Consider the following 25,604-nt stretch of genomic DNA (forward strand, 5'->3'; position numbering starts at 1 on the left):
GCGAAGCGCGGCACTCGAAAAAGCCCATTATTGCGTGCGCGTCGCGCACGCAATAATGGGCGGTTCGGCTTTCCCGAACTGACGTGTTTTCGGTTCAACTTGCTAGAGGAATTCTCCTAAAAAGCCTATTCAGCGGCTTAAGGAGGTTTCTGCATAAGAATTTACCTAGAATGTTGGTACTTTGCCCGCTTCGCGGGCAAAGTACCAACATTCTGGGGGTAATTCCATTACTGGAAATCTCCTAATTTTGTCTATGTTGGGTGGTGAGGGGTCTCGTATGCCACACCATCCAACACAGGTTGATTTCACCGTGCAGGACTAGCTTAAGCCCTGAAATAACAGCCAGGACAGGAAAAAATTAGTCACAAAGATCGCTAACAAGGATGTCACCACAGCAGTCGTGGTCGATTGCCCGACCCCTTTTGCACCGCCCGTGGTGGTCAGCCCCCAACTGGAGCCAATAATGGCAATCAAAACCCCAAACACCACAGATTTGATGATGGCGCTGGTTAAGTCGGAAACCATCAAGAAATTTTGAGCAGAATCAAGGAATACTTTGGGGTCAATACCAAACATCGTGTTGGCAATCAGTACCCCTCCAGACATCCCAGTGACGAACGACAGCAGAGACAGCAGCGGTAACATCAATCCGCAGGCAATTACCCGGGGAATTACCAGATAGTCGATGGGGTCGGTACGCAGCATATACAATGCGTCGATCTGTTCAGTCACCTGCATAGTGCCAATCTCGGCAGCAAAGGCCGAGCCAACCCGACCCGCCACGATCACAGCGGTCAGTACCGGAGCCAACTCGCGGGAAAGGGCCAGGGCCAATACCCCCCCAACCGCAGTCCCTGCCCCCAAATTAATGAACTCGCGGGATACCTGAATGGTAAACACCATCCCCACAGTGGCAGCGGTGAGCAGGGCAATCAGCAATGACCCCGGCCCCACCATAGCCATCTGTTCCATAATGTTGCGGCGGTGGATTTTCCCGCCTAACAGATGCACCAGCACCTGCCCTCCCAAGAAAACGGCGGCGGTAAGACGCTCTGCCCACCGTCTCAAGCTACCTGTTCCCACATCCTGTGCCATGCTGCCACCTACTTGCTGTCGTCGTAACAAACGGCTTCATGAACCCCTGTTAACCTGCCTTGCTCACTATATGAGAAGCCTACGCAAAATTTTCTGGCTTTTCTGAGAGCGATTTAAGATTTCTGGCATTCTACAGGCGATCGCCCTTCCACCCCTTATCGTAGAATTATCGCCTCTCTGCACGAAAAGCTTGCGCTTTTGTGCTGTCTGAGTTCGCTACATTGATCCCTGTCACCCTGATGATTGACATGATGAGTTTGATGCGATCGCTCTTTATCGCCAGCTTTTTTGCATTCCTGGTACCGCTGCTGCTGCTAACCGGGCTTGTAGGAACCACGGCCCTGGCGAGCCACATTCCAGGTATTGCCCCCATTGGGCAAGAGCTGAATCAGTTAGTCCTACAATTTTTTCAAATTTTTGGCTCTGGCCACTGGATTACAGGCGTACTAACGATTGCGGTGGCCTGTAGTCTCGTTGGGTTCCTCTTCGATGCTTACCTGGTGTTTTATCACCAATATCACCGTGCTGTTCACAATCATCCGATGCAATAGGGCATTACACCCGCTGGCTATGCTGACTACACCTCTTCCCTGGCTTGTCGACAAGCCAGGGATTTTGCGTATCTGGGCTGTTAAACCCAAAATTTTGCCTAGGAACCGCGGTAACACGCCAATCCATCCAAAATTTTGGGTTCAACAGCCTATATCGCTGTGCGGGTCGATTAAGTACGGTGGTGTGGGGCACTAAGTGCCCCACACCACCGTTGCTGTACTTAACGCACTTGCACATTGCTATATATCGCTTTATATCGTTTGGTTAGAATCGATTGTTTTTGGAAAGCTGTGTGCAGCAAGGCTTTCCAAAAACAATCCTGCTGCTTCTAAGCGCGTAGTGCTATATAAAGAGATTTTGCCGGAATGAGCGGAGAGCCGCCTAGCTCGTTGGAAGGCTATAGTGGACGGTGGATTAAGTGGACCCTGAGATCGACATCTCAGAAACCTTCAAGCTCAATCCCTGTCTTTAGTTTCCTGGGTTACCATGCCGAGGGGTGGCTATAGCAAGCCAACCTTCAAGGTTTAGAGTCCCCCACGTTTCGTTCATCGCACTTAGAAATTTTATGGTCAATTCCCTTAAGCGCCTGGTTCTGATGGTGCTGGTGGGGGTATGGATGTGGTGCAGTTTGCCCTTGACGGCGATCGCCCGCACCGAAACCGCCTCACCGACGCTCGACCTTCAGCCCTACATCGACCGAGTGTTGGATCGCATCAGCGAGTTTACCCTCGACAATGGCATGAAATTTATCGTCATGGAACGCCATCAAGCCCCTGTGGTGTCGTTCATGACCTACGTAAACGTGGGTGCTGCCTACGAGACGGAAGGCAAAACCGGGGCGGCGCACTTCCTGGAACACCTGGCATTTAAAGGAACACATCGTATCGGAACCACCAACTACGATGCAGAAAAGCGGCTATTCGAGCAGATGGATCAGGTGTTTGGCAAACTCCTGGATGCCCGAGCTAAGCAGCAAGAGTCTGAAGTGGCTCAGCTACAGACCGAATTTGATACCTTGCGCCAGCAGGCGGCCACCTATGTGAAGCAAAATGAGTTCGGGCAATTGGTTGAGCGCTCCGGGGGAGTTGGGTTGAACGCTACCACCTCCGCTGATGCCACCCGTTACTTCTATAGCTTCCCCTCCAACAAACTAGAGCTATGGATGTCGCTGGAATCTGAACGCTTTTTGGAACCCGTCTTTCGTGAATTTTACGAAGAGAAAGACGTGATTCTAGAAGAACGCCGGATGCGGACGGATAATTCTCCCATCGGCAAAATGATCGAAGCGTTTCTGGAAGCCGCATTTCCGGGCCACCCTTACGGTCGGCCTGTGATCGGCTATGCAGAAGACCTTGCGACGCTGACTCGAAAGGATATTGCAGACTTCTACAACACCTACTACACCCCCAATCGCATGGTGATGGCTGTGGTCGGTGATGTAGATACCCAGGCCGTGAAACGCATGGCTGAAACCTACTTCGGGCGGCTCAATCGAGAATCGCGAGCCCCGGATGTTGTGGCCGAGGCTCCCCAGCAAACTGCGCCCAGAGAAGTTGTGCTTAACCTCCAGAGTGAACCCTGGTATCTGGAAGGCTATCAGCGTCCCAGCCTTACAGACCCCACGGATGAGGTCTATTCGGTGATAACGTCTCTGTTGGTTGGAGGTCGCACTTCCCGCCTCTATCAAACGCTGGTGGAAACTGGCCTGGCTCTAAGTGTGGATGTGGCGAATAGCTTTCCGGGCGATCGCTACCCCAACGCCATGCTGCTCTATGCCCTCACGGGTCCCGGTCATACGATTGAAGAAGTTGCCACTGTTTTGGATCGGGAACTGGAACGGCTGAAGACCGAACCCGTCTCCGTGGAGGAGCTGGATCGCGTGAAGACCCAGGTGCGCGTTGGTACCCTGCAAACGCTGTCCTCCAATCAGGGCATGGCGAGCCTGTTGCCTGAATACGAAGCCAAAACCGGGAGTTGGCGCAATTTATTCGAAGATCTGAAAGCGCTGGAAGCTGTTGATGCTGCACAGGTACAGCAGGTGGCTCAACAGACCTTTGTACCGGAAAAATTAACTGTGGGTCGGCTCCTGTCCACCACAACACAGCCCTAGGTCAACGGGTTTTTTGTGCCAAGCGTACGAAAAACAACTGCTCTAACGCAGCCCTAGATTGAAGGTTCTTCTGTGGGCAAGATGCACAGAAAAATCCTTAAACACGATTTCGATTGAGGGGTTGTGACACCCATCGATCTTATCCAGCGACTTGAAAGGAGACTTTGACCCCTATGTTGTGGGTACCGATACAGACAATTTTTTCCCGTCAGCGTGGGCTCGTCCCAGGGCGACGATTCTACAAACGCTCCCTGATGTTTTTTCTGGCAGGCTTGATGGTTGCACTGATGGGGTTACCATCTCCAGTTCGAGCCAATGAAGCTCTGCACTACGACCAGATTCAGTTTCCCCCCTTGCCTGAGGTGACGCTGCCCGACTACACCCGGTTCGAGCTGAGCAACGGCATGGTGGTGTATCTGGTGGAAGACCACGAATTGCCCCTGGTGAGCGGGTTTTCTACCATCCGTACGGGTGCTCGCCTGGAACCAGCGAACCAAACTGGTTTAGCCGCTATCATTGGCCAGGTGATGCGGATTGGCGGCAGTACGGCCCATCCCGGTGATGTGCTGAATCAACTGTTAGAACAGCGGGCTGCGTACATTGAAACGGGCATTGATACCACCAGTGGATCGGTCAGCTTTAGCAGCCTGACTGAGGATCTGGATACCGTGTTCACCCTGTTTGCCGAAGTGCTACGCCAACCTGCCTTTCCCCAGGACAAAATCGACCTGGCCAAAACCCAGTGGCAAGGCTCCATTGCCCGCCGTAACGATGAGCCTGATGGCATCGCCAGCCGTGAGTTTAATAAGCTGATCTACGGTCAAGAGAGCCCCTACGCTCGAACGGTGGAGTACGCCACGCTCAACGCGATTAGCCGCGATGATCTGGTGCGTTTTCACCAGCAATACTTCCACCCCGACAACATGATTCTGGGCATTCTGGGAGATTTTGACTCGGCGAAGATGCGATCGCTCATTGAGACCACCTTCAATAACTGGCCCGCTTCGGCCCAGGCTAACCGTGCCCGCACGGAGCTACCCCCGGTTGCCCAGGCCCAAACGGGTGGTGTCTTCCTGGTTGATCAACCGCAGCTGACCCAAAGCTACATCCAGATCGGCCATCTGGGTGGACAGTTAGATAACCCAAGCCACGCAGCCATGTCGGTGCTGAACGAAGTGCTGAATGGCTTTGGGGGACGGTTGGTGAATGAGGTGCGATCGCGCCAGGGCTTAGCCTATGTGGTATATGCCTATTGGAGCCCGCGATTTGATTACCCTGGCCTATTTGTCGGTGGCGGGCAGACTCGTACCGATGCTACGGTTCCGTTCATCCAGGCGTTTATGTCTGAGGTTGAGAAAGTACGGGAGGAACCTGTGAGTGAGGCGGAGGTTGCTAGCGCCAAGGAAGCGGTACTGAATGCTTTTGTTTTCAACTTTCAGGAACCTTATCAAACGCTCTCCCGCCTGATCCGCTACGAGTACTACGGCTACCCCGATGATTTCATCTTCCGCTACCAGAAAGAAGTGGAAGCGATTACTCCTCAAGACGTTTTGGAAGCGGCCCAAAGTCAACTGAAGCCTGAGCAGTTGGTTACCCTCGTTGTCGGTAACGCGGCAGGAATTCAACCCTCCCTTTCTACCATTGCCCCCAATGGCAGAGTGACTCCGGTCGATATCACAATTCCCCAGTAACGTTTCGCTTTACTATCGCGATTGAATAAAGAGAGGGGGGTGCTAAGCACCCCCCTCTCTTTATTCAATCAATCCAAGAGGGTAGCGGTTCACAGGCATTTTTCCACTCCATGGGAATTTCAGCTTGCCCGGTATAGCACGCCACGATGCCCCCGACTATCGCACAAGTTGTATCTACATCACCTAACCCTTTTACCGTCAGCCATAGGGCTTCTTCATAATTCCCTAGCTGCTGGCTTGCACACCATAGTGTGTATGGAACCGTATCCTGCGCCGAAATCTTAGAGCCACTGCCCAATTTTGCCGCAACGCGGTAAACCGACATCCCCGGTTCAAACTCGCATGCCCGCGCAACCTTTGAGGCTACCTCGCTCGGTGGGATAAGGGGCAATACCAGGGTGAGAAACTCGCGGGGTATTGGGGGTGGACTTCCACACAACTGAGTTGCATAAGCTGCAGCCACTGCAACGGCGATCGCTCCCGCTACGGCTTCTGGATGGGTGTGTGTGGTGAGCGCTGATGCCCGAGCTTGCTCCACAACAGCCGACAAATCAGCCGAAAAAAAAGCACCAAGCGGAGCGACTCGCATTGCCGCACCATTACCGTAAGAGCCTTGCCCACCAAATTGAGTCTTGGCTGCCTGTACCAAGTCTGCTCCACAGGCTGTTTCACGCAACAAGCGATTCAGCGCCGGGCCGTAATCACGGCTTGGGTTATAACGCTCAAGAAAATCTTGAGCCAGACGATTGGGCTCAATATGGCCATCCTGTCGAAGCACTGAATAAATCGAAAGAGCCATGTTGGTATCATCGGTCCAGGACCAGGGCCTGGGCGGAAGAATACGATTTTCAGCGGGTGATTCGTACTGCGCCAAAAGCCGAAAAAACTGATCACCAAAAGCATCACCAACCGCTAATCCGACTAGCGAGTTATAAGCTGCGTCAAGTGATTGAGAGGCAGAATTGGGGTGTGACATGTCTTACCTTGTGAGGCTCACTTCGAGCCTTTTACGGGGCGAGGTTGAAGTAAGGTTCTCCCTGAAATACCATCCTTGCCTGCTGGGTTAGTTCCTTCCAGGTTTCGTCATCGACCTGATACCGAATTTCCAGCCGACGGACGCCTGCGCGTGAGGTATTTTCATCAAATTCACAAACTAAGGAGATTTCTGGGAAACAATATCCCCATTTTTTGGAAAAAAGGCGCGGCAAAGCCGCGCCTTTTTTCCAAAAAATGGGGAAGTTCTTTTCTGGAAATCTCCTAACATCGACGATGGGTTTCTCGTTCATAGCGTTCCTAGTGATTACGAACTTGCTTGAAAATAAAACCGAGAGAGTGGGCGAAGCCCACTCTCTCGGTTTTATTTATTTAATATGTAATTCTCTTTGTGAGGGCATCGGTACAGCAACATCTTTACAAAGAGAATTACATATTACTGAACACACGTTTTCACCTTGGGTGCCATGTCACTGGATATGAACATTAGCCATCTTGACCATCTTGTATTGACCGTGCGAGATATTGACAGAACTTGTGATTTTTATACTCAGGTATTGGGAATGCAGGTTATCGCCTTTGGGGAGGGGCGTCGGGCATTAGCCTTTGGTAACCAGAAGATCAATTTGCATCAACAAGGGAAGGAATTTCTGCCAAAAGCGACCGTCCCAACCCCCGGTTCTGCGGATTTGTGTTTTTTGACTACTGTGCCTTTAGAGGAGGCGATCGCTCACATCACTGCCTGCAATGTTCCCATTATTGAGGGTCCCGTTCAACGCACCGGAGCCACCGGCTCCATTCTCTCCATTTACATCCGTGACCCCGACGGCAATTTGATTGAAGTATCAAATTTGTTGTCAACGTAAAAACATATGGCACATTGTGCTGTGTATCCTGATGTATCAAGTAACTGGATTGAACGAAGAGGATTTATTGAACCTGAGTTCGGGTTAAAGGCGTTTTCGGGCGCCGTACGCTGCACTCAAAAACGCCCATCTAGGCTTATCCCGTAATCGGGTTATTGAGATAAAAATCCAGCTAGCAGAAGGGGCACCAGCAGTAGGGCTGCAATGATGACCAGTAGCGTACCAGGCTCGATTTTGATGAGGTTTTTATCAGGCTCAGCCATATCAAATCGTTGCTGTAATATTGAGTCCACCGATTCTATACCATTCGCTGAGTTGGGATAATTCCGTCTAGGGCAGATTTTTTCGGTAGTTTTTGCAGCGAATCAGCTTCAACTTCTATTTGCTGAAACCCTTATGTTAGGGAGGTTGCATGCAACCTCCCTAACATAAGGGTTTTGATGAATCAGCCATTAAATATCACTGGCTTTTTTCTTAATAATCCGGGAATTTTTCACACACTGCTCCCTCGAAATCGCGATAATCGAAGCGATTGAAACCTATCTAAGCAGAGTAGGAATTTGGATCGATGGACGTAAAGGCTGCCGTTGCCCATGAAGCGGGAAAACCGCTCAGTATTGAAACCGTTCAATTAGAAGGGCCAAAGGACGGCGAAGTTTTAGTCGAAATTAAAGCAACCGGAGTATGTCATACCGATGCATTCACCTTGTCGGGCAAAGACCCCGAAGGGCTGTTCCCAACGATTTTGGGCCATGAAGGGGCCGGTGTCGTGGTCGAAGTGGGGCCAGGGGTAAAGAGCCTGAAGGTGGGCGATCACGTCATCCCCCTCTACACCCCCGAGTGCCGCCAGTGCAAATTCTGCCTCAGCCGAAAAACTAACCTGTGTCAGGCAATCCGCTCCACCCAGGGCCAAGGCGTGATGCCCGATGGCTCCAGCCGCTTCTCCTGCAACGGCAAGCCTTTGTATCACTACATGGGCACCTCCACCTTTGCTAATTACACGGTGCTGCCTGAAATTGCTCTCGCCAAAATCCGCGAGGATGCTCCCTTTGATAAGGTGTGCTATATCGGCTGTGGCGTTACTACGGGAGTTGGTGCCGTACTCTTCACCGCCAAGGTGGAGGCAGGCGCTAAAGTTGTCGTGTTCGGCCTCGGCGGGATTGGACTGAATGTAATTCAGGGCTGCCGCATGGTAGGGGCTGACATGATTGTGGGGGTGGATCTGAACCCGAGCAAGCGGGCGATCGCCGAAAAATTTGGCATGACCCACTTCGTCAACCCCAAGGAAATTGAAGGCGACCTCGTGGCTCATCTGGTTGAGCTGACTGATGGTGGTGCCGACTATTCCTTTGAATGCATCGGCAACGTCCACGTCATGCGCCAGGCTTTGGAGTGCTGCCATAAGGGCTGGGGCGTTTCTACCATCATCGGTGTGGCCGGAGCTGGAGAAGAAATTAGCACCCGCCCCTTTCAACTGGTGACCGGGCGCGTCTGGAAAGGTAGCGCCTTTGGTGGAGCCAGAGGCCGCACCGATGTCCCTAAAATTGTGGATTGGTACATGGAAAACAAGATCAACATTGATGACCTGATCACCCATACCCTGCCCCTGGAGCGGATTAACGATGCGTTCGATTTAATGCATTCAGGGGAGTCAATCCGGAGTGTGGTGGTTTACTAGGTAAGGTCGCTTTTTCGGGCGCTTAGCGCCCGAAAACTGAACTTTGAGTAGGTGCCAAGCCTTCCTATACGGAAACTGCTATGGCCCACCGTAAAAGGTTCTATTCGCTCTTATCACTCGTTCCCTGTTGAAAACGCTATGGATTCACTCACCTTGCACAGTCAACATGCCTGCTTTGGCGGCACCGTTGGTTTTTATTCTCACGCCTCTGAGCAGTGTCGCTGCGATATGCGGTTCTCGGTTTATATTCCACCCCATGCAAAATTAGCCCCCGTTCCGGTGCTGTATTTCCTATCCGGGCTGACCTGCACAGAGGAAAATTTCATGGTGAAAGCGGGGGCTCAGCAGTATGCGGCAGAAGCGGGGTTAATGCTGGTGGTACCCGATACCAGCCCCCGAGGTGACCATGTCCCCGACGAAGAGGAATCCTGGGATTTTGGCCAGGGAGCCGGGTTCTATGTGGATGCCACAGAAAGCCCCTGGAATGCTAACTACCGCATGTATAGCTATGTCACCGAAGAATTACCTCAACTGATTGAAGCTAACTTTTCGGTGAGGGGCGATCGCGCTGGCATTTTCGGCCACTCTATGGGAGGCCATGGTGCGCTGGTCTGCGGTCTACGAAATCCCGATCGCTACCGTTCTATCTCCGCTTTCGCCCCCATCTCTGCCCCCTCTCAATGTCCCTGGGGGCAAAAAGCGCTGAGTCGCTACCTGGGCGAGAACCACGACGCCTGGAAACTTTATGATGCGACCGAATTGGTGAAAAGCTATGCGAATGGCGATCGCCCCATCCTCGTAGATCAGGGAAGTACCGACCCCTTCCTGGGCCAAAATCAACTCTTGCCCGAAGTTCTTGCAGCGGCTTGTAAACAGGCAGGTCAACCTCTGCAACTGCGGATGCAGGAGGGATATGACCACGGTTATTACTTTATTTCCACGTTTATGGCCGATCATATTCGGCACCATGCGAGTGCCCTACTGGCTTGATTACCCATAGGAAAACCTAAAAAGAACTGAGGGCAGCTATTGAATCTGAGTTCGGGTTAAGGGTGTTTTCGAGTGCAGCGTAACGCTGCACTCGAAAACACCCATTTTGGCGTGTGTGAAGCACACGCCAAAATGGGCACTTCAACTTATCTCGAACTTAGGTTGTAGAGAATTGTTTTAATACTCTATGAAAAGGCCGATGATCATCAATTTCTTTAAGGGTAAGGATTGGATCATTTGCTGGTAAAAAATCTTTACATCGCGTCGTAGGCTAGTAAAATATACCTATCGACTTCAAGGAGCCTCAAAACTCAAGCGGTTGTTGTGTTAGATAGACACGCTCCAGCGTGGACTTGTGAATGGCCGCTTGATACTTACGTTCATCTCGTTTCTTCAGCTCTCCTCTACGGCCGAGTCTGATAAACGTTCGAATCACGCCATTCCAGGAGCGGTGTTTCGTTGACTTAGAGGATCGGTGATGGAGCAATCGCCACAGCCTCACCCAGCAAACACGGGCTTCTCGCAACATCCACTGACCTTACCTGACACAGGAACCAACCTAATCGTTATGACTCTTGCTCACTTTCCCTGGCTCACCACCATCACACTCCTCCCGCTGGTGGCCGCTTTCCTCATCCCCATCCTGCCCGACAAATCTGGTAAGGTGACCCGCTGGTTCGCACTCAGCGTAGCCAGTGTAGACTTTGCCCTCATGTGCTACGCCTTCTGGGAAAACTACGACCCCCAGGCAACCTCCTTCCAGATGGTCGAGCGGTTCAACTGGATTCCGCAGTTAGGCCTGAGTTGGTCCCTGGCTGTAGACGGCCTCTCCATGCCCCTGGTACTGTTGGCAGGTTTCGTTACCACCCTGTCTATCCTCTCTGCCTGGCAGGTAGATCGCAAACCTAAGCTGTTCTACTTCTTAATGCTGGTGCTGTATGCGGCCCAGATTGGGGTATTTGCCGCTACAGATATCATCCTATTCTTCGTGATGTGGGAACTGGAACTGGTTCCCGTCTATTTGTTAGTTTCTATTTGGGGTGGTCAGCGTCGCCACTACGCTGCAACCAAGTTCCTGATTTATACTGCTGCGGCCTCTGTCTTTATCCTCGTCGCTGGTCTGGGTCTCGCCTTTTACGGTAATGGCCCCATTACCTTTGACATGGCTGAGCTGGCCATGCGCCAATTCCCCCTCGCTTTGGAACTGTTCCTCTATGCGGGTCTTCTGATTTCCTTCGGCGTTAAGCTGGCTATCTTTCCCCTCCATACCTGGTTGCCTGATGCTCACGGTGAAGCGTCTGCCCCAGTTTCGATGATTCTGGCGGGTGTGTTGCTGAAGATGGGTGGCTACGGCTTGATTCGCCTCAACATGGAACTCCTGCCCCACGCCCACGTTTACTTTGCGCCGATTCTGGTTGTCCTGGGTGTGGTTAACATCATCTACGGGGGCTTCAACTCCTTCGGCCAGTCCAACATGAAGCGCCGTCTGGCGTACTCCTCGGTCTCCCACATGGGCTTTGTATTGCTGGGAATTGCATCCTTCACCGACATTGGGGTGAACGGCGCAATGCTACAGATGATTTCCCACGGGTTGATTGCCTCGGTTCTGTTCTTCCTGGTAGGGGTTACTTACGATCGCACCCACAGCCTCAACATGAATGCTCTGGGTGGCATTGGTCAGGCGATGCCCAAGACCTTTGCTCTGTTCACCGCAGGTTCCATGGCCTCCCTGGCCCTCCCTGGCATGAGCGGCTTCGCTGGAGAACTGAGTGTCTTCCTGGGCATGAGCACCAGCGACCTCTACACCTCTCCCTTCCGTACTGTTGCTGTTTTCCTGGCCGCTGTTGGGGTTATCATCACCCCCATCTACATGCTTTCCATGCTGCGTCAGGTGTTCTTCAACTCGGGTTCTGCTCCGGTTTGTGAAGTGGGCAACACCCAAGTTACGCCCGAGAATCAAAGCGGTGTAGATGCGGTGTGCTTCGGTACCAACTGCGAATTACCCGATGAATCTCGCTTCGATGATGTACGTCCTCGTGAACTGTTCATCGCCTTCTCATTCCTCGCATTGATTATTGCGATCGGGATTTATCCCAAACTGGCGACACAAACCTACGATGCAACCACCGTTGCTATCAATGCTCAAGCCCGTGCAGCTCATGTTGAAGTAGCCCAGAGCCAACCAAAGGTTTATGCGAAAGCCTGGTCGCTACCGGCTGCTCCTGAAGTTGCATCAGCTCTATAGGGAAACGTTCGACTGATAGAATCTGATCAGTCAGTTTGAAGCCCAGTGCAATGCACTGGGCTTCATTCGTATATTTCCTGTGCGAATCGTTGAGCGCTTTTGTCGCTCGACAATTCATACAGAATCCGGATGGTAAAGTAGCACTATTTTAAGCTTCCTTCAATCATGCTTAATCGCTAGGTGTAGGGCTTATCCACGGCAAGAGATTGAGGAGTGGGAAACCCATAGACAGAGGATGCAGCCCCTTCTGTGCTGAGAAGGGATGTGTAGAGGGGGCGATAGTTGCTATCTTCTACGGTCAAAACTGCTGGGGTTGTGGTAGACAGGCCACAAGGTACATAACCCCTACTGTTGGGTTTTCAGAGGTGGTAAAGCCACCGTTGGGAGGAACCGGAGCCGTCGAGGGGATAGAGGTTTCTGCACAGGTTCCGTGGCTACCGCCCCCCTCCGTCTTGTCTGGCGGGTTACCACCCGGAGTGTAGGCAAGAGTTTGGTATTGCTCAGCAGGAGAAATAGCACGGCTACCGCCCCCTTTACTGGTGTTGACAGGATTGCCTCCAGGTTGATAACGGGGAGACTGGCTTTCTTCAGAAATGGTTGATTCTGAGGAGGGAAGGAAGATCGCTGGATGTCCTGCTGCCCAGGTGATGGAAACGAGAGGAACGAACGTGAGCACCCCGGTCAATAGGGGTTGAATCCAGATTGCGCGAATCCAGTTCATCATGATGGTTTTGGTAGATGTCTCAAAAACTTGCACAGGTGATGATTCAGGTCTATCGAGGCAGGACGAGATAGCGCAACTCCCAGACCTGACAGGGAAAGCGCTAGAACAGCTGGAACCCATGGGATCCAACCACTTAACAGGAACACAACAAAACAACTGGCTGTTAACACTGCAATCTCTAGTGTTAAAACAACCCCGAGAGCTTTACTCGAGCGAAAACGCCAGGCACTCAATCCGCCTACGATCGCCCACAGCCCAATCCAGGCTTTTTCTACAGAAGTCTGCCATACCCATATCAGAGGGCGATGATCGTACACAGCACTCAGAAGCTGGCTGATCATGTGAGCATGAATCATAACACCGGGCATTTTCCCGAGTGGTGTGATGTGGCGGTCTGTAGAATGAACGTCAGTGACACCAATCAACACAATACGATTTTTAACGCGTTCAGAATCCACTGGAGACGTTAAAAATTCCCGTAATGGAATGGTATCAGCAATGGTATGACCAGATTTAATAGAACGGTAATTGAGAAGTAGTTGATCCCCTTCATGGGGAAGAGAAATATACCCATTAAAAGGGGAGAATAAATAAGCAAAATAGCGATCGCCCAATCCTATAAATGTTTGCTTCTCTTCATCAAATGTTGGATAGAGCTGATCCTGGCTAAAATATTGGAACGCAACCTGGCTACTAAAGGAAAAGATAGTATCGGGGCAGGGAGACTTAGGATGGGGCGGCATCGCTAATAGCTGTCTTCGGAGAGTTCCATCGGTATCTGCAACAAAATCGCTAAACCCGACCCATTTGGCTTCAGATGGGGCAGAAATTGGGGGAGTGTCCTTCCCTGGGGCTGATTTGCAGATACTGACGAGACGTTCCATTTGGAGCTGTTGAGCGAGAACTGGAACCTCTGCATGAACCGGAAAATCTCGATAAATATCTAAGCCAATAACCCGAGCCTGATCACTTTGTAGTTTTTGCAGGAGCAGGGATAAGGCTTCATCAGAGATGGTTTGACCTGATAGCAAACCTTTCATCCGGGTGTTCCGTTGCCAATCCTCATCCTGTTGATCTACCGTAATCACCAAAAGCCGGGGAGATCGGGTACCTCAGCAGGGCGTAACTGCATCATCGCATCCAGAGCTTTGAGTTCGAGCGGTTGCATCCACCCGTTTCCCCGTATCCCCAAGCACAGGGTTGCCATTGTCATACTCAATAGCACAACCCACGGGACTTCTCGCAAACGGAGGCGGGGAGTGAGTTCTCGTTCTAGGAGAGCGATCGCCCGCAAAATCTCCTGGGTATTTTTGGGGCGTTGAGTCGGGATCGGAGCCATCAATGAGTCCAGCAGCCGCGCGAAATTGGATGAAATGCCAGGAACAGCACTTTGCCACTGCAGGCTAATCGCATCTTTGGCCGTTGGCAGGTCTGCGATGGGAGTCTGGGTGAGGGCATAAACCAGGGTACGACCGAGGGCAAAAAAGTCGGACTGGGGTACGGCCCGTCCATCCATTTGCTCCGCAGGGGCGTAGCCTCTTGTAAATAGATGGTAAGTACCCGTCACATTCTGCTGAAGTTTTTTGTGATACGTCTCAGTCATTTCACGACTGATGCCAAAATCGATCAGCACCAGCTTCCCATCTGGCTTTCGTATGATATTGGATGGCTTGATATCGCGATGCAAAAAATTAGCATGATGAATGTGATCGAGAATTTCAACCAACTGTTTGAGATAGGCGATCGCTTCCGCTTCCGATAATGGATGAGTTGTTTTCAGCCATTCCTGCAAAGTTTCGCCCGGCACTTTCTCCATCACCAAATAATGCAGCGGCTCTGGGAATCCCGGCACCTGCTCACAAAAATACCCATCTTCCGGGCTAACCCAGGGGATACCGGGATGAGGGAGGCGTTGCAAAACTTCTGCTTCTTGTTGTAAGCGTTTAATTAGATCAGGAGAATCTTCCTTTAATAGTTTGAGAACTTTAATAGGATGATCTTTAGCCTGTTGATCACAAACTTCAAATACTTCACTCATACCGCCTGAACCCAATAGACGGATGATAGAGTAGCGCTGATGGAGTAAGGTGCCCGGCGAAATCATGGTGAGACAAAGGCCATGGTGAAATCTAACGAGAACTATCGGCTTACTGAAATGCAGCTTTTAATGTATTTCATGACAACAGGCGAAGCCATGTAAGTTGTCGTTTCGTGATGACGGCTCCGTTCGATGAGCGATCGCCAGCTCAAAGCTTCCAGTGCTTCATTTAAACTGGATTTCGACTCGCTGGATTGAAATTGCTGGCGTAGATCCGGACGGCTGATAGGGTTCCCGTCTTGCTGTGTCAAGTAGAATAAAATGTCTTTTTCTAAGCCTGATAAGCGCTTGAATTGATAGTGCAGCAGATTACTGATGTTTCCTAAATAGGTGGTGTGATCCTGGCAAAATTCCCCCACATGGCCGTCAAACACTTCTGCAATATGGGCAGCGACAACGCGTAAGGCATAGGGATTACCTCGGTAGGTATCAATCAGATCACTCCAGCAGTCCAAGTCCTTTAATTCATAATCTTGAAGTAATTTAATTGCTGTTTCTTGATCTAATTTTTTAAGCTTGAGTCCTTGCACCGTTTCTGTTGACTTCTCCAGTAACTCCAGATCCGCTAGCGGTTCCCAGGCTTCCAGCATGATTAAACTTTGATGGTTGTGAGCAGCTATGCCGTGAAAGAACAGCTCGTAGGATTCATAGCCAGCCCGATATCGCCGCAATCGAGATTCTTCTTCTAAAACCCGATCGACGTCTTCCAAGACCAGGAGTATCCGTTGCTGCTGAAGCTGGTTAACCAGTAAGGATAGATGCCGCTCTTCCTCACTGGGTGTGTAGCGTTCTGGGACTAATACATTTAGCAAATCTGCCAGCAGCGATGCGCAGGAGGGTAGACCCCGGAGCGATCGCCAAATGACGCGGTTGAAGTCTGTCTTGACCTGGTGAACCCATTGCTTGAGCAACGTCGTTTTACCAATTCCATAGTCCCCATACACCGTGATTAAACGGCTTCCCTGCTGCTTGAACTGGGTCAGTGTTGCCAATTCTGTATGCCGTCCGTAGCACACAGATAAAACAGGTACTTCATCCAACATGGAAGAACTGGTCAGTTGTTCAACCGTTCTGGATACAGCTTGATAATCCGTTGCCGGGGGTGCGGAAAGCGGTAGAAGTTCCTCTACCCGCACCCCTGGCAATCGATAACCAGCCTGATCTAATAATGCGGCTACTCGATTGGCTCGTACACCCATCGTTTGAACTTCGGCAGCGCTTGCCTGCTGAGCCCGGTTCGTTAATAACAAATCCTCAATGTAGGCATACAAATTACTGCAATACTTCCGGGCACTTATTGATTGCACGTGCAGCAGATTTGCAATGTCATTGGGTCGATATCCCAATAACAAACCTTTCAGGTATACCCGTTCTCTCGGTGTTAGCTGAGAACCTTTGGCGATCGCCAGATCATCACATAAACGCTGTAAATTCCAAGTTTCTGAAGCAGCTGCAAATAGCTCTTGAGATACTTCCATCAACCGATGCACCCTTACGTACTTGTTAGAAAAACTATATGGAAGTCGTCCGTTTAATGAGGCAGCAGTGGGCTGCACGGACGATTTCTGCTCTTTGTCTAGATTAGCTTTTTGAAGCGCAACCTACGAAACTACATACAAAATTATTCTGTATGAAATTTTCTCTGTTACTGTTTTGTGGGTGGAATTACGGTAATAGCTTCTCTATTCTGAAACACATCAGAAACATTACTGATTTACCACCCTCTGATATAACAACAGATTGCTCTGTTCCCACCAGAGGTTGGTCTTACTCATCTCCCACTCCAAGGATACTTGTATGGCCATCCAAAAGACTGTTTTAGACTCTTCGAATGACAGCATGCAAGGGAATAATGTAGGCGGAACGGCTTACGAGATTTACTCTATTTCCACTGTGCAAGATGAGGATAACCTCATCGTTGTCATCAATACAAATTTCCCTTTGAGTGGGGTAGGTGAAATTGCAGCCGGGGACTTGCTCTTTAATTTCGGCAATTCCAACTTGCAGGGTGCTAATGGTAGCCTCTACGGCGTGCGATTTGCGGGCAATAATGATTCCGGTGTATCTCAACTGGGGTTGTATTCCAATGTCTCCGCTGTGAGTGTTGCGTCTCAAAATACACAATTCTTGTCGAATTATGGAGCTTATAACCAATACATTTCGAACCATGGCGGTACTCCATCTGCCGGTGAATTAAGTGCAGGAGACACCTATTTCAGTGCCGGTAGCCATGTTCCTAACGTAATTCAATCAGGTAACCATGTATCTGACGTGCAGGTTCGGAATGCCGCCAACCTACAAAGCCGAGGCATCACGACCCAGGGGGCTGGCAGCAATACATTTGGCATTGCAATTCCTCGCTCTTGCTTACCATCTGGAGCCTTCACGTTATCCTGGTCGCCCGAGTGCAACAATGACCTGGTGGCCATACGTGATACGAACAATATGACCCTCGGTGTTGCGATCGAGAAAAGCTTAAATGGCCATGAAGCGGACACCGATAAGGATGCTGTCCGAGTGCGAGAAGGGGCTCCAGCGGTATTTGAGTATGCTGTAAAGAATACTGGTAACGTTTCCTTCCTGCAAAGACAGGTGCGGGTTACTGATAGTGATCAGCGGTTTGTGCCCACTTTGGATGTGAGTAGCGATCGCGGCAGAGATGGGATTCTCAGCCCCGATGAAACTTGGGTTTATCGAGCCAGTGGTGCACTACAACAAACCCCTGTTAACCGGATTAACTTTGACACAGATGGCCGAGGCCGCTCTTTAGCAGCTGGGACGATTATTGATACTGAATACAGCAACTTAGGCATTCAGATTTCCACTCCCAACGCAGGGGATTGTGATGCCATGATTTTTGACAGCAGCAATCCAAGCCGATGTGACCGGGATCTGGGTACCTCCAATCGAGATTTTGGTGGGCCGGGCGTCGGCGTCGGTGGCCGCCGTGGGCGTCCCGGAGAGAATCGCTACGATCGAGGCAATGTGCTGATTGTTTCGCAGGATGGCAACTGCCGGAGACCCAATGATGACCGCAACGGAGGAACCATCCGATTTGAATTTGATGAATTAGTCGGTTTAAGCGGTGTCGGTTTGTTAGATATCGACAGACGGGGTGGAACAATTACAACTTTTGATGAGGATGGAAAACGCCTGGGTTGTTACAACATGGCACGCTTGGGTAACAATAGCTTCCAGGAAGTGAAGATCTGCAATGATTTAGTGGCTGCGGTAGAAGTGACATTCCGAGGGGATGGGGCGATCACGCATCTTGATTATTGTCGTCTCTACCGCAACACGGGTACGGTTACGGTGGATGCATCTAGTTCGTTAAGTGCATCAGATCGAGCATTTGCTCAGGTTCTACCCCCTGCTGGTCGTTAATCCTGGGGTTTATTCCAATCCTGCCTAGCTTGGTATGAATTAGATAGAGTACGTGCGGTGCTTCACACCGCACGTTTATTTATGCCAGGACTTACGCATTCATGTTGTGTGCTGTGCGCAGCACAGCACACAACATGAATGCTCTAAATAACCTGAGTTCGGGTTAAGGACCTTTTCGAGTGCCGCGCAACGCGCGGCACTCGAAAAGGCTCATTTTGGAGTGCACATAGTGCACGCCAAAATGAGCACTTCAGCTCATCCCGAACTGAGGTTAAATAGGGTGGGTTTGCGCAAGTCCTGATGTGCATGGGATTGTAGGCGGATTTGAAAGCGATGATGGAGGCGATCGCTACCCCATTCCACCCTCTCGCCAGATGGCGAAGGTAATCCCCGGTGCGTAGATGTTGACAAACATTGTTTGTCCATCAGGTGCAAAACAAATCCCGGCGAACTCCGATTGATTCCGCACGTTGCGGGCCAAGGGGTAGAGGTCTCCAGTGGGTGTAATGCCAATCAACCGCTGTTCGCCCCGGCCATCTTCGCAAACAATCAGGTCGCCCCAGGGAGACATGGTTAAGTTATCGGGGTAGTCCAGTTTTTGCGGATTGTTGGGTTGCACGAATAGTTCCAGCGTGCCGCCATCCTGGTGTGATGCACCCGGCGTATAACGCCACACCTGACCGTTGGGAATGTCGCCGCCGCTGGTACAGGTGATGTAAAAATGTCCGTCGTGATAGCAAATGCCCTCACCTCGGGAGAATTGGGCTGCGCCTTTGCGAAATCCTTCGACCCGAACCGTATCGTCGGCTGGGTCTACCTCATCAATTGGAACCCAGCTGACTGCAACAGGTTCTTGTACTGGGAATTTTTGATGGGTGCGGAGCTGGGGGCGATCGCTCACCATCAACGCTTCCAGCACACCACCTGCCTGCAAATTCCCCCGTTCATTCGGAATAAAGCGATAGAACAATCCATCACCTCGATCTTCGGTCTGGTACAAAATGCCCGTGCGTGGATCGACGGCGATCGCCTCATGGTTAAATCGCCCTAACGCCACAATCGGTTCTGGATTGACAGGCCCAGTAGCTGCCGCAGGAACTTCAAACACATACCCGTGACGCTTCGACACCCGCACCCCATCCCGCACCACTTCGGGGACATACACTGTCTCCTCGCAGCTCAGCCAGGAATTCCAGGGAGTGGGACCGCCAGCGCAATTTCGTACGGTACCAGCCAGGGATGTGTATTGACGGAGAAGTTGGCGATCGCCTGACACAACCAGCGTTGTTGTCCCACCTGCACCCCGCTCATCATATTTCTGAGGGGTGGTTCCCTGCACGCCATTCAGCGCCCCAGGCATTAACTCATGGTTTCGTACCAAAATTGTGCTGCCATCGGGGCCAGGAAAGGCTGCCATGCCATCAAATGCTCCGGGCACCCGATAGCCATCGTTCATGGTTTGCCCTTCCGTTGAAATGACCCGATAACGAAAGCCAGACGGTAATTCGAGTAAGGTCTCTGGATCACGCTGAAGCGCACCAAACCCAGTGGAGGGCGTAGCAGAGCAGGAGTAGAGGGGATGAGCGATCGCCCCCATTGCACTCAGCCCACTCAATGCCAGAAATTGTCGCCGTGAAATTGCCATGAACGCTCCGTCTTCGATATCACCAGTCATGATGGCAGAGGCCAAAGCCCCCTGCCATCATGACTTAAACCGGTTGACGAAGGCTATAGATGCAATGCTCTCTTTAAATCCCCTTTAAACGAGAGACAGCCGGGGCACAGTGGCAACCCCGGCTGGAACACAACGATTAACGGCAGTGGCAATGGGACGAATACTTTGAACCAGATCCACCATTTCATTTAAAGACAAAGCCTGACGAGCATCAGATACAGACTTTTCGGGCTCAGGGTGGCACTCTACCAGCAACCCATCAGCCCCGGCGGCAACGGCGGCACGGGCAAGACCGGCTACCAATTCATTCTTACCAGCCGCATGGCTTGGATCAACCAGTACGGGTAAATGGGTGATCTGCTTCAGAGCAACAACAGCGCCCAGATCCAGCACGTTACGCGTGTAGGTGTCGAAGCTGCGAATGCCACGTTCGCATAGCATCACGTTGGGGTTACCGTGGCTGAGGATGTATTCGGCGGCCATCACGAATTCTTCCAGGGTAGCCGCCAAGCCGCGCTTTAATAGGATGGGTTTGTCAATTTCACCCAGAGCTTTGAGTAGGTCGAAGTTTTGCATGTTGCGGCTGCCCACCTGAAGCACATCGGCATGGGCCACGATGTCGTCGATTTGGGAGATGGCCATAACTTCCGTGATGACAGGCAGGCCGTAGCGATCGCGCACGGCTGCCAAAATTTCTAACCCTTCTAACCCCAAACCCTGGAAATCGTAGGGAGAAGTACGAGGCTTGTAAACGCCACCGCGCAGAGCTTGTACCGGTGCAGTCACAATCTGACTGGCAACAGCCTCCATTTGCTCCCGGCTTTCTACCGCGCAGGGACCACCCACGACGAACAGGTCTTTGCCTCCTACAGTCGCCGAACCAATTTGAATGGTGGTCTTGTGAGCAGCATCGGTTTTGAGGGCGAGTTTAGCTTTCTTCATCAGTCGGTTTCCTGGTGGTTGTGGATGTGTAAGGTGAACGTGAAAGGCAAACGGCATGAAAAAAGCCCGGAACCCATGTAGGCTCCGGGCTGTAATAACGCATGGCTACGTTACCCGGAGTATCGTCTGGGCCAAAAAAAGTAAACGTAATAGTCAAAGGAAATTGGAGAAGCCATGGTTTGTCGTGCGTTAGTTAAATGGTGTTGAACATGGAAGAGAAACGGGAACCCCCTTAAAACAAAAACCGCAGAGGTCGCTCTGCGGTTCACCTGGAGGTTCCAAACGGAATCCTATTCACCCCAGGTGAACCCCCATATACCAAAAATAAAAATAGTTGCTGTAAGACAACATAGTTGTGGTGCCGCTGTCTGGCTCTTCATTTCTGTTCCAACGCTAACAGGGTCTTTAGAGAAGTGTCAATACCCCCTGTTGGGTACTGGCCTCAAAATCAGACACCCGGTGTTTCTAAAACACCGGGTGTCTTTGCCTCGACTATGTCAAAAAAAGCTCGTTAGGCTTGGGCTAAGAATGCTGCACCCAGGCCCGCAATTAATTCCTCAGAGGTGATTTTGCCGTCGTGGTTAATGTCGATCGCATCAAACACGGCATCGGCTCCCATCCACTCTTCGCGAGTGATGAAGCCATCGCCATCCAGGTCGTAGGCTTTGAAGACATCCTCAGCGGCGTGGTTGATCACCTCTTCCCCTTCCAATCGGGCGAGGCGATCGGCCAGAAGTTTTTCCAGGGCTTCCAGCGCCTTCGTGAATCCGGTGATCCCTTCGTCCAACTTTTCGTTCGCCATTCTATCTTCGGCGTGCATGCGGTCGAAGGTCGCCTTGTCCATCGAGATTTTTTCGATAGGATAATCAGCGGCTTTGGCGGGATCAAGCTTACGGGGTAAGGAAGCTTCGGTGCCCTGGAGTTGCTCCAATAGTTTGGGGGAAATGGTCAGCAGGTCGCATCCGGTTAGTTCAATGATTTCGTCTACGTTACGGAAGCTGGCTCCCATCACTTCGGTGGTGTAGCCAAATTTTTTGTAGTAGTAATAGATTTTGGTGACAGACTGGACACCGGGATCTTCGTGGGGCTCGTAGTGTTCTATACCCGTATTGGCCTTGTACCAGTCGAGAATGCGACCGACGAAGGGAGAGATCAGCGTCACCCCGGCTTCGGCACAGGCGATCGCCTGGTGCAGCCCAAACAGTAACGTCAGATTGCAGTGAATCCCTTCTTTTTCGAGAATTTCGGCAGCACGGATACCTTCCCAAGTCGCGGCGATTTTGATGAGAATGCGATCGCGTGTGATCCCTGCTGCTTCATACTCTGAGATCAGGTAGTGGGCCTTTTCTACGGTTGCCTCAGTGTCATAAGACAGACGGGCATCCACTTCGGTCGAAACGCGACCGGGGATGATGGCCAGGATTTTTTTCCCGAAGGAAACTGCCAGACGATCGAAGGCGGTCGCGAGAATATCGGACTCTGTTGCGCCAGGGCCTAGATCTTGCTTAGCCTGTTTCAGCGTGTCATCCACAATGGCCTGATATTCGGGCATTTGGGCGGCAGCCGTGATCAAGGAGGGGTTGGTGGTGGCGTCACGGGGAGTAAATTTTTCGATGGCCAGGATGTCTCCTGTATCCGCCACGACTACGGTAACCTCGCGCAATTGGTCTAACAAACTTTGAGCCATAGTTTTCTCCCAAACGAATACATGCAAGCGAAAAGGGGATCAACCCTGTGGTGTGTTCTGGAACAAATCCAGCAGAAGTCTGTAATGAATGGTTCTCCGGGATACGACTCCAACCCTGCGAAACTTCCTTGCCAATCTTGGCCTTCAGCCTGATCCAATCACACCTAACGACAAAATCCGCGGATCTTAAACATCATTCCGGATGATGGGTGGATCGCAGAAGCGATCCCAACCTCTGATATTCTGTCTCTGTTGAACGTCGTTGCCGTGGTATATTCCTCCGCCCGAGGTAAAAACTGGTTCAACAATCAGCAGTCATTAAACACCTGAGCCATCTCAATCCTAATCATTCCGCTCTTTTCTGTGCTGGATTTTGTGCCGCTAGTTTAGCTTGTGTTTCCAACGTGTCTGCTTGTCGGGGAAGGAGGGCTTTGCACGCCCTCAACGACCAGTCATATGTCCAGGGCCTGCTTTAAGGTCCGTTGGGCGAATTGTTTTTGCATGCACGCACACGAAACAACTTCTACAGACCCTGGAATGGCCTCTCAATCATGGCAGGGACAGAGAACATGGGTCTGGCCAGCTTAGAGCGTTTGTTAGGCTCACACTTCTCAACACCCTCCTCCCATAAAAATGAAGCAAATGGTTCGGTTGATACGTTTAGCGGGTTGTTTTGGTGCGCTGTTGCTGGCGACTCCGGCGACGGCAACGGAGCTGGAATCCTGGCGGTTCAACGCACGTGATAATGCCATTACGTTTGTGACGGACGCCGCCGTGCGTCCCCGCGCTCAACTGATTTTTAACCCGACACGCCTGGTCGTTGATTTGCCTGGGGTGCAGTTGCATGGGGCGCGTCTCCAACAGGAAGGCTCTGGCTCGATTCGTGAGATTCGCTGGGGCCAGTTGGATCCCAACACGGCTCGCCTGGTGGTTGAACTGGAGCCAGGGTATACCTTGAATCTTGAGCAAGTTCGGGTGGAGGGGCAATCCTCCACAGAATGGGTTGTTCAGATTCCCGAGCCAGAACTCGTACAGAGCGAAAGCAGGGAGTCTCAGCCTATTGAAACTCAACCCGCTCCTTCAGAAGCAAGCTCAACAGCTGTTTCGGAGCTGGAAGCCTTACAGGTAAATAATTACGGCTTCTACCTTCGCCTGTCGCGATCGGTACCCGCAGAGTTGCGGCGAGAGCGACGAGGCCGGCGCTATGTTCTCGAACTGCCCAACACGGTGTTGGCTGATAACCTGGAGCAGCCTCCCGAAGAACTGGAGCAGTTTGGTATTGAAGAACTGGAGCTAGAGGAGGAGAGTGATCCCCCGCTCGTCCGACTGACGTTAAATCTGAGTGAGGCGGCAGAGTGGCAGTTTAATGAAACGGCCGCAGGAGACGGCATACTACAACCGGGCCGAGCGAGGGCGCAAGCTCCAGAACCCACGCCTTCTCCCTCCTCCAGCCCTTCTCCAGAACCGTCGCCCGAATCAACGCCGGTTACAGAAAATCAAATTCAGGCCATTACCTTTGCCCCAGAACGCTCGGCTCTACAAATTCGGGCAGGTGGGCCCCTTACGTATGACGTGGAGCAGGATGGCGATCGCTACCGCATCCGCTTTCCCAACACGCGGATCGGAAGTCTGCCTCCCGTTGACCTGGCCGCCAGTAGCCGTCTTCTGCAGGTGGCGTGGGAGCAGGATGGTGAAGATGCTGTACTGGATCTGGCGGTAGCCTCAGATATTCAGGTCGGGCTACCTGTGGAAGAGCGCACTGGATTCCGACAACGTGGTAGCAATCAGATCACGGTTCCCCTGGTTCGCCCCTTCTGGCAACCGAATCGAGAGTTGCCTCCGGTGTCGATGCCAGGTATCGGCGATCGCCAAACCACGGTCGTGCTCGACCCTGGCCATGGGGGACAAGACCCCGGTGCCGTGGGTATTCGTGGTCTGCGAGAGGTAGACATTAACAACGTAGTTGCTTCGCGTGTCCGGGATCTCTTGCAACAGGCGGGGGTGCGAGTGGTCATGACCCGCACTGACAACCGTACCCTGGAGCTGGAACAGCGAGTTCAGGCGGCAGAACGGGCTCGGGCTAATTTGTTCGTCAGCATTCACTCGAATTCCATCAGTATGAGTCGTCCTGACGTGAACGGGATTGAAACCTTTCATACATCTGCTCAGGGGGGCGTTTTGGCGACTGACCTATTAAACAGTCTTTTGGAAGCGACAGGTTCTCCCAGTCGGGGTGTGAAGACAGCTCGGTTCTACGTTATTCGCAACACATCCATGCCCTCAGCTCTGGTCGAGATGGGTTTTGTGACGGGCGCAGAGGATTCACCTCGCCTGGCAACGGATGAGTATCGTGAGTTACTGGCACGGGCGATCGCCCGAGGCATCCTGCAATACATCCGCGAGAATCGCTAGGAGTCCTGTTTCAAGCGTGTGGATGGAGGGTTGTAATGAAAGGGAAACAAAGTGCTCCTTTCACCACACCCCATCCACATGTCTAGAACACTATCCCCTAAGGGGGTGTGCACATAGAACAACCTGCGTGTTTTGAGAGATTAGTGGTTATATTACCAATCCCTTAAAACGAGAAGTTTATTAGAATCTAATTTTTCATGTATCACTGATAGGTTGACTTTTGTCAGTTATCATTCTTCTTTTAATAAAAATTTTGTTCAAATAGTAGTTATTGATGAGTTAAGAAATATTGATAGATAAATTGAATGTGCTGTAATTTATATCTTTCTAATTTATTTCAGCTTTGTTTTAATATCTATCTTTTCTTGTCTCTAAATTTGTAATAAATCTCGGTGTAGAAGCGTTCCCGCTTTCAACTAATCTGCTGTCAGTTTATCTGATGTGGCGATCGCTCATAGTATT

Annotated in this window: 20 protein-coding genes; 9 read left to right on the plus strand and 11 right to left on the minus strand. The window is 51.3% G+C overall.

Annotated elements, in window-relative coordinates:
• Positions 1-318: 318 nt before the first annotated feature.
• The gene (locus H6F91_RS22870) at positions 319-1,095 is read right to left on the minus strand and encodes an MlaE family lipid ABC transporter permease subunit (protein ID WP_190789504.1); all 777 of its coding nucleotides are present in this window, start codon (positions 1,093-1,095) and stop codon (positions 319-321) included.
• 200 nt (positions 1,096-1,295) lie between these two features.
• On the opposite strand from H6F91_RS22870, the gene H6F91_RS22875 reads away from it, so the two are divergent.
• The 3 genes from H6F91_RS22875 to H6F91_RS22885 all read left to right on the plus strand — a co-directional run bounded on the left by H6F91_RS22875 (position 1,296) and on the right by H6F91_RS22885 (position 5,448).
• Entirely contained in the window at positions 1,296-1,646 is a 351-nt protein-coding gene (locus H6F91_RS22875) for a hypothetical protein (RefSeq protein ID WP_190789505.1), read from the plus strand.
• A gap of 566 nt (positions 1,647-2,212) precedes the next feature.
• Positions 2,213-3,757, plus strand: a complete 1,545-nt coding sequence (locus tag H6F91_RS22880; protein ID WP_190775522.1) for a pitrilysin family protein — start codon at positions 2,213-2,215, stop codon at positions 3,755-3,757.
• Between the two features lie 275 nt (positions 3,758-4,032).
• Entirely contained in the window at positions 4,033-5,448 is a 1,416-nt protein-coding gene (locus tag H6F91_RS22885; protein WP_347280073.1) for a pitrilysin family protein, read from the plus strand.
• 64 nt (positions 5,449-5,512) lie between these two features.
• On the opposite strand, the gene H6F91_RS22890 is transcribed toward H6F91_RS22885, so the two are convergent.
• Together H6F91_RS22890 and H6F91_RS22895 are read right to left on the minus strand one after the other, a co-directional pair.
• Positions 5,513-6,424, minus strand: a complete 912-nt coding sequence (locus tag H6F91_RS22890) for an ADP-ribosylglycohydrolase family protein (protein ID WP_190775521.1) — start codon at positions 6,422-6,424, stop codon at positions 5,513-5,515.
• Between the two features lie 31 nt (positions 6,425-6,455).
• Positions 6,456-6,734 (minus strand): hypothetical protein, encoded by a 279-nt coding sequence (locus H6F91_RS22895; RefSeq protein ID WP_190789506.1) that lies wholly within the window; start codon positions 6,732-6,734, stop codon positions 6,456-6,458.
• A 186-nt stretch (positions 6,735-6,920) separates the two neighbouring features.
• On the opposite strand from H6F91_RS22895, the gene H6F91_RS22900 reads away from it, so the two are divergent.
• From H6F91_RS22900 to H6F91_RS22915, 4 genes are all read left to right on the plus strand, one after another.
• Positions 6,921-7,307, plus strand: coding sequence for a VOC family protein (locus tag H6F91_RS22900; protein ID WP_190775551.1), 387 nt, complete (start codon positions 6,921-6,923; stop codon positions 7,305-7,307).
• Between the two features lie 568 nt (positions 7,308-7,875).
• Positions 7,876-8,985: an S-(hydroxymethyl)glutathione dehydrogenase/class III alcohol dehydrogenase gene (locus H6F91_RS22905; RefSeq protein ID WP_190775519.1), complete on the plus strand. Its 1,110-nt coding sequence runs from the start codon at positions 7,876-7,878 to the stop codon at positions 8,983-8,985.
• A 138-nt stretch (positions 8,986-9,123) separates the two neighbouring features.
• Positions 9,124-9,975, plus strand: a complete 852-nt coding sequence (gene fghA / locus H6F91_RS22910; RefSeq protein ID WP_190775518.1) for an S-formylglutathione hydrolase — start codon at positions 9,124-9,126, stop codon at positions 9,973-9,975.
• Between the two features lie 568 nt (positions 9,976-10,543).
• The gene (locus H6F91_RS22915) at positions 10,544-12,220 is read left to right on the plus strand and encodes an NAD(P)H-quinone oxidoreductase subunit 4 (RefSeq protein WP_190775550.1); all 1,677 of its coding nucleotides are present in this window, start codon (positions 10,544-10,546) and stop codon (positions 12,218-12,220) included.
• 176 nt (positions 12,221-12,396) lie between these two features.
• On the opposite strand, the gene H6F91_RS28375 is transcribed toward H6F91_RS22915, so the two are convergent.
• The 5 genes from H6F91_RS28375 to H6F91_RS22935 are packed head-to-tail and all read right to left on the minus strand — an operon-like array spanning position 12,397 to position 16,520.
• The gene (locus tag H6F91_RS28375) at positions 12,397-12,522 is read right to left on the minus strand and encodes a hypothetical protein (RefSeq protein WP_277874449.1); all 126 of its coding nucleotides are present in this window, start codon (positions 12,520-12,522) and stop codon (positions 12,397-12,399) included.
• The gene (locus H6F91_RS22920) at positions 12,519-12,944 is read right to left on the minus strand and encodes a hypothetical protein (RefSeq protein WP_190775517.1); all 426 of its coding nucleotides are present in this window, start codon (positions 12,942-12,944) and stop codon (positions 12,519-12,521) included. Before H6F91_RS22920 ends, H6F91_RS28375 begins: the two co-directional genes overlap by 4 nt.
• On the minus strand, positions 12,941-14,032 hold the full coding sequence (locus tag H6F91_RS22925; protein WP_190775516.1) for a CHASE2 domain-containing protein: 1,092 nt from the start codon (positions 14,030-14,032) through the stop codon (positions 12,941-12,943). The genes H6F91_RS22920 and H6F91_RS22925 overlap by 4 nt, the downstream gene beginning before the upstream one ends.
• Positions 14,029-15,048: a serine/threonine-protein kinase gene (locus H6F91_RS22930; protein ID WP_190775515.1), complete on the minus strand. Its 1,020-nt coding sequence runs from the start codon at positions 15,046-15,048 to the stop codon at positions 14,029-14,031. The genes H6F91_RS22925 and H6F91_RS22930 overlap by 4 nt, the downstream gene beginning before the upstream one ends.
• 35 nt (positions 15,049-15,083) lie before the next feature.
• Entirely contained in the window at positions 15,084-16,520 is a 1,437-nt protein-coding gene (locus tag H6F91_RS22935) for an NB-ARC domain-containing protein (protein WP_190775514.1), read from the minus strand.
• A 319-nt stretch (positions 16,521-16,839) separates the two neighbouring features.
• Between H6F91_RS22935 and H6F91_RS22940 the strand changes: the two genes are divergently transcribed.
• A complete protein-coding gene (locus tag H6F91_RS22940; protein ID WP_190775513.1) occupies positions 16,840-18,426 on the plus strand; it encodes an XDD3 family exosortase-dependent surface protein in 1,587 nt (528 codons plus the stop codon).
• Between the two features lie 349 nt (positions 18,427-18,775).
• Here H6F91_RS22940 and H6F91_RS22945 read toward each other — a convergent pair whose 3' ends face one another.
• The 3 genes from H6F91_RS22945 to H6F91_RS22955 form a co-directional block, all read right to left on the minus strand.
• Positions 18,776-20,071 carry an alkaline phosphatase PhoX gene (locus H6F91_RS22945; RefSeq protein ID WP_190775549.1) on the minus strand — a complete coding sequence of 432 codons (1,296 nt, stop codon included), beginning with the start codon at positions 20,069-20,071 and terminating at the stop codon, positions 18,776-18,778.
• A 114-nt stretch (positions 20,072-20,185) separates the two neighbouring features.
• Positions 20,186-21,043 (minus strand): 3-deoxy-7-phosphoheptulonate synthase, encoded by an 858-nt coding sequence (aroF, locus tag H6F91_RS22950; RefSeq protein WP_190775512.1) that lies wholly within the window; start codon positions 21,041-21,043, stop codon positions 20,186-20,188.
• Between the two features lie 511 nt (positions 21,044-21,554).
• Positions 21,555-22,730, minus strand: a complete 1,176-nt coding sequence (locus tag H6F91_RS22955) for a transaldolase (RefSeq protein ID WP_190775511.1) — start codon at positions 22,728-22,730, stop codon at positions 21,555-21,557.
• A gap of 642 nt (positions 22,731-23,372) precedes the next feature.
• On the opposite strand from H6F91_RS22955, the gene H6F91_RS22960 reads away from it, so the two are divergent.
• The gene (locus tag H6F91_RS22960) at positions 23,373-25,142 is read left to right on the plus strand and encodes an N-acetylmuramoyl-L-alanine amidase (protein ID WP_206754964.1); all 1,770 of its coding nucleotides are present in this window, start codon (positions 23,373-23,375) and stop codon (positions 25,140-25,142) included.
• Positions 25,143-25,604 lie beyond the last annotated feature (462 nt).

Source organism: Leptolyngbya sp. FACHB-8, from assembly GCF_014695575.1.
In the GTDB taxonomy this organism is placed as follows: domain Bacteria; phylum Cyanobacteriota; class Cyanobacteriia; order Elainellales; family Elainellaceae; genus Vacuolonema.

What these genes read in the sequence shown, in the direction of transcription:
- H6F91_RS22870 (WP_190789504.1), bottom strand. Translation starts at nt 1,095, where the DNA reads ATGGCACAGGATGTGGGAACAGGTAGCTTGAGACGGTGGGCAGAGCGT.
- H6F91_RS22880 (WP_190775522.1), top strand. Translation starts at nt 2,213, where the DNA reads ATGGTCAATTCCCTTAAGCGCCTGGTTCTGATGGTGCTGGTGGGGGTA.
- H6F91_RS22885 (WP_347280073.1), top strand. Translation starts at nt 4,033, where the DNA reads ATGGTTGCACTGATGGGGTTACCATCTCCAGTTCGAGCCAATGAAGCT.
- H6F91_RS22890 (WP_190775521.1), bottom strand. Translation starts at nt 6,424, where the DNA reads ATGTCACACCCCAATTCTGCCTCTCAATCACTTGACGCAGCTTATAAC.
- H6F91_RS22895 (WP_190789506.1), bottom strand. Translation starts at nt 6,734, where the DNA reads ATGAACGAGAAACCCATCGTCGATGTTAGGAGATTTCCAGAAAAGAAC.
- H6F91_RS22900 (WP_190775551.1), top strand. Translation starts at nt 6,921, where the DNA reads ATGAACATTAGCCATCTTGACCATCTTGTATTGACCGTGCGAGATATT.
- H6F91_RS22905 (WP_190775519.1), top strand. Translation starts at nt 7,876, where the DNA reads ATGGACGTAAAGGCTGCCGTTGCCCATGAAGCGGGAAAACCGCTCAGT.
- fghA (WP_190775518.1), top strand. Translation starts at nt 9,124, where the DNA reads ATGGATTCACTCACCTTGCACAGTCAACATGCCTGCTTTGGCGGCACC.
- H6F91_RS22915 (WP_190775550.1), top strand. Translation starts at nt 10,544, where the DNA reads ATGACTCTTGCTCACTTTCCCTGGCTCACCACCATCACACTCCTCCCG.
- H6F91_RS22920 (WP_190775517.1), bottom strand. Translation starts at nt 12,944, where the DNA reads ATGATGAACTGGATTCGCGCAATCTGGATTCAACCCCTATTGACCGGG.
- H6F91_RS22930 (WP_190775515.1), bottom strand. Translation starts at nt 15,048, where the DNA reads ATGATTTCGCCGGGCACCTTACTCCATCAGCGCTACTCTATCATCCGT.
- H6F91_RS22935 (WP_190775514.1), bottom strand. Translation starts at nt 16,520, where the DNA reads ATGGAAGTATCTCAAGAGCTATTTGCAGCTGCTTCAGAAACTTGGAAT.
- H6F91_RS22940 (WP_190775513.1), top strand. Translation starts at nt 16,840, where the DNA reads ATGGCCATCCAAAAGACTGTTTTAGACTCTTCGAATGACAGCATGCAA.
- H6F91_RS22945 (WP_190775549.1), bottom strand. Translation starts at nt 20,071, where the DNA reads ATGGCAATTTCACGGCGACAATTTCTGGCATTGAGTGGGCTGAGTGCA.
- aroF (WP_190775512.1), bottom strand. Translation starts at nt 21,043, where the DNA reads ATGAAGAAAGCTAAACTCGCCCTCAAAACCGATGCTGCTCACAAGACC.
- H6F91_RS22955 (WP_190775511.1), bottom strand. Translation starts at nt 22,730, where the DNA reads ATGGCTCAAAGTTTGTTAGACCAATTGCGCGAGGTTACCGTAGTCGTG.
- H6F91_RS22960 (WP_206754964.1), top strand. Translation starts at nt 23,373, where the DNA reads ATGGTTCGGTTGATACGTTTAGCGGGTTGTTTTGGTGCGCTGTTGCTG.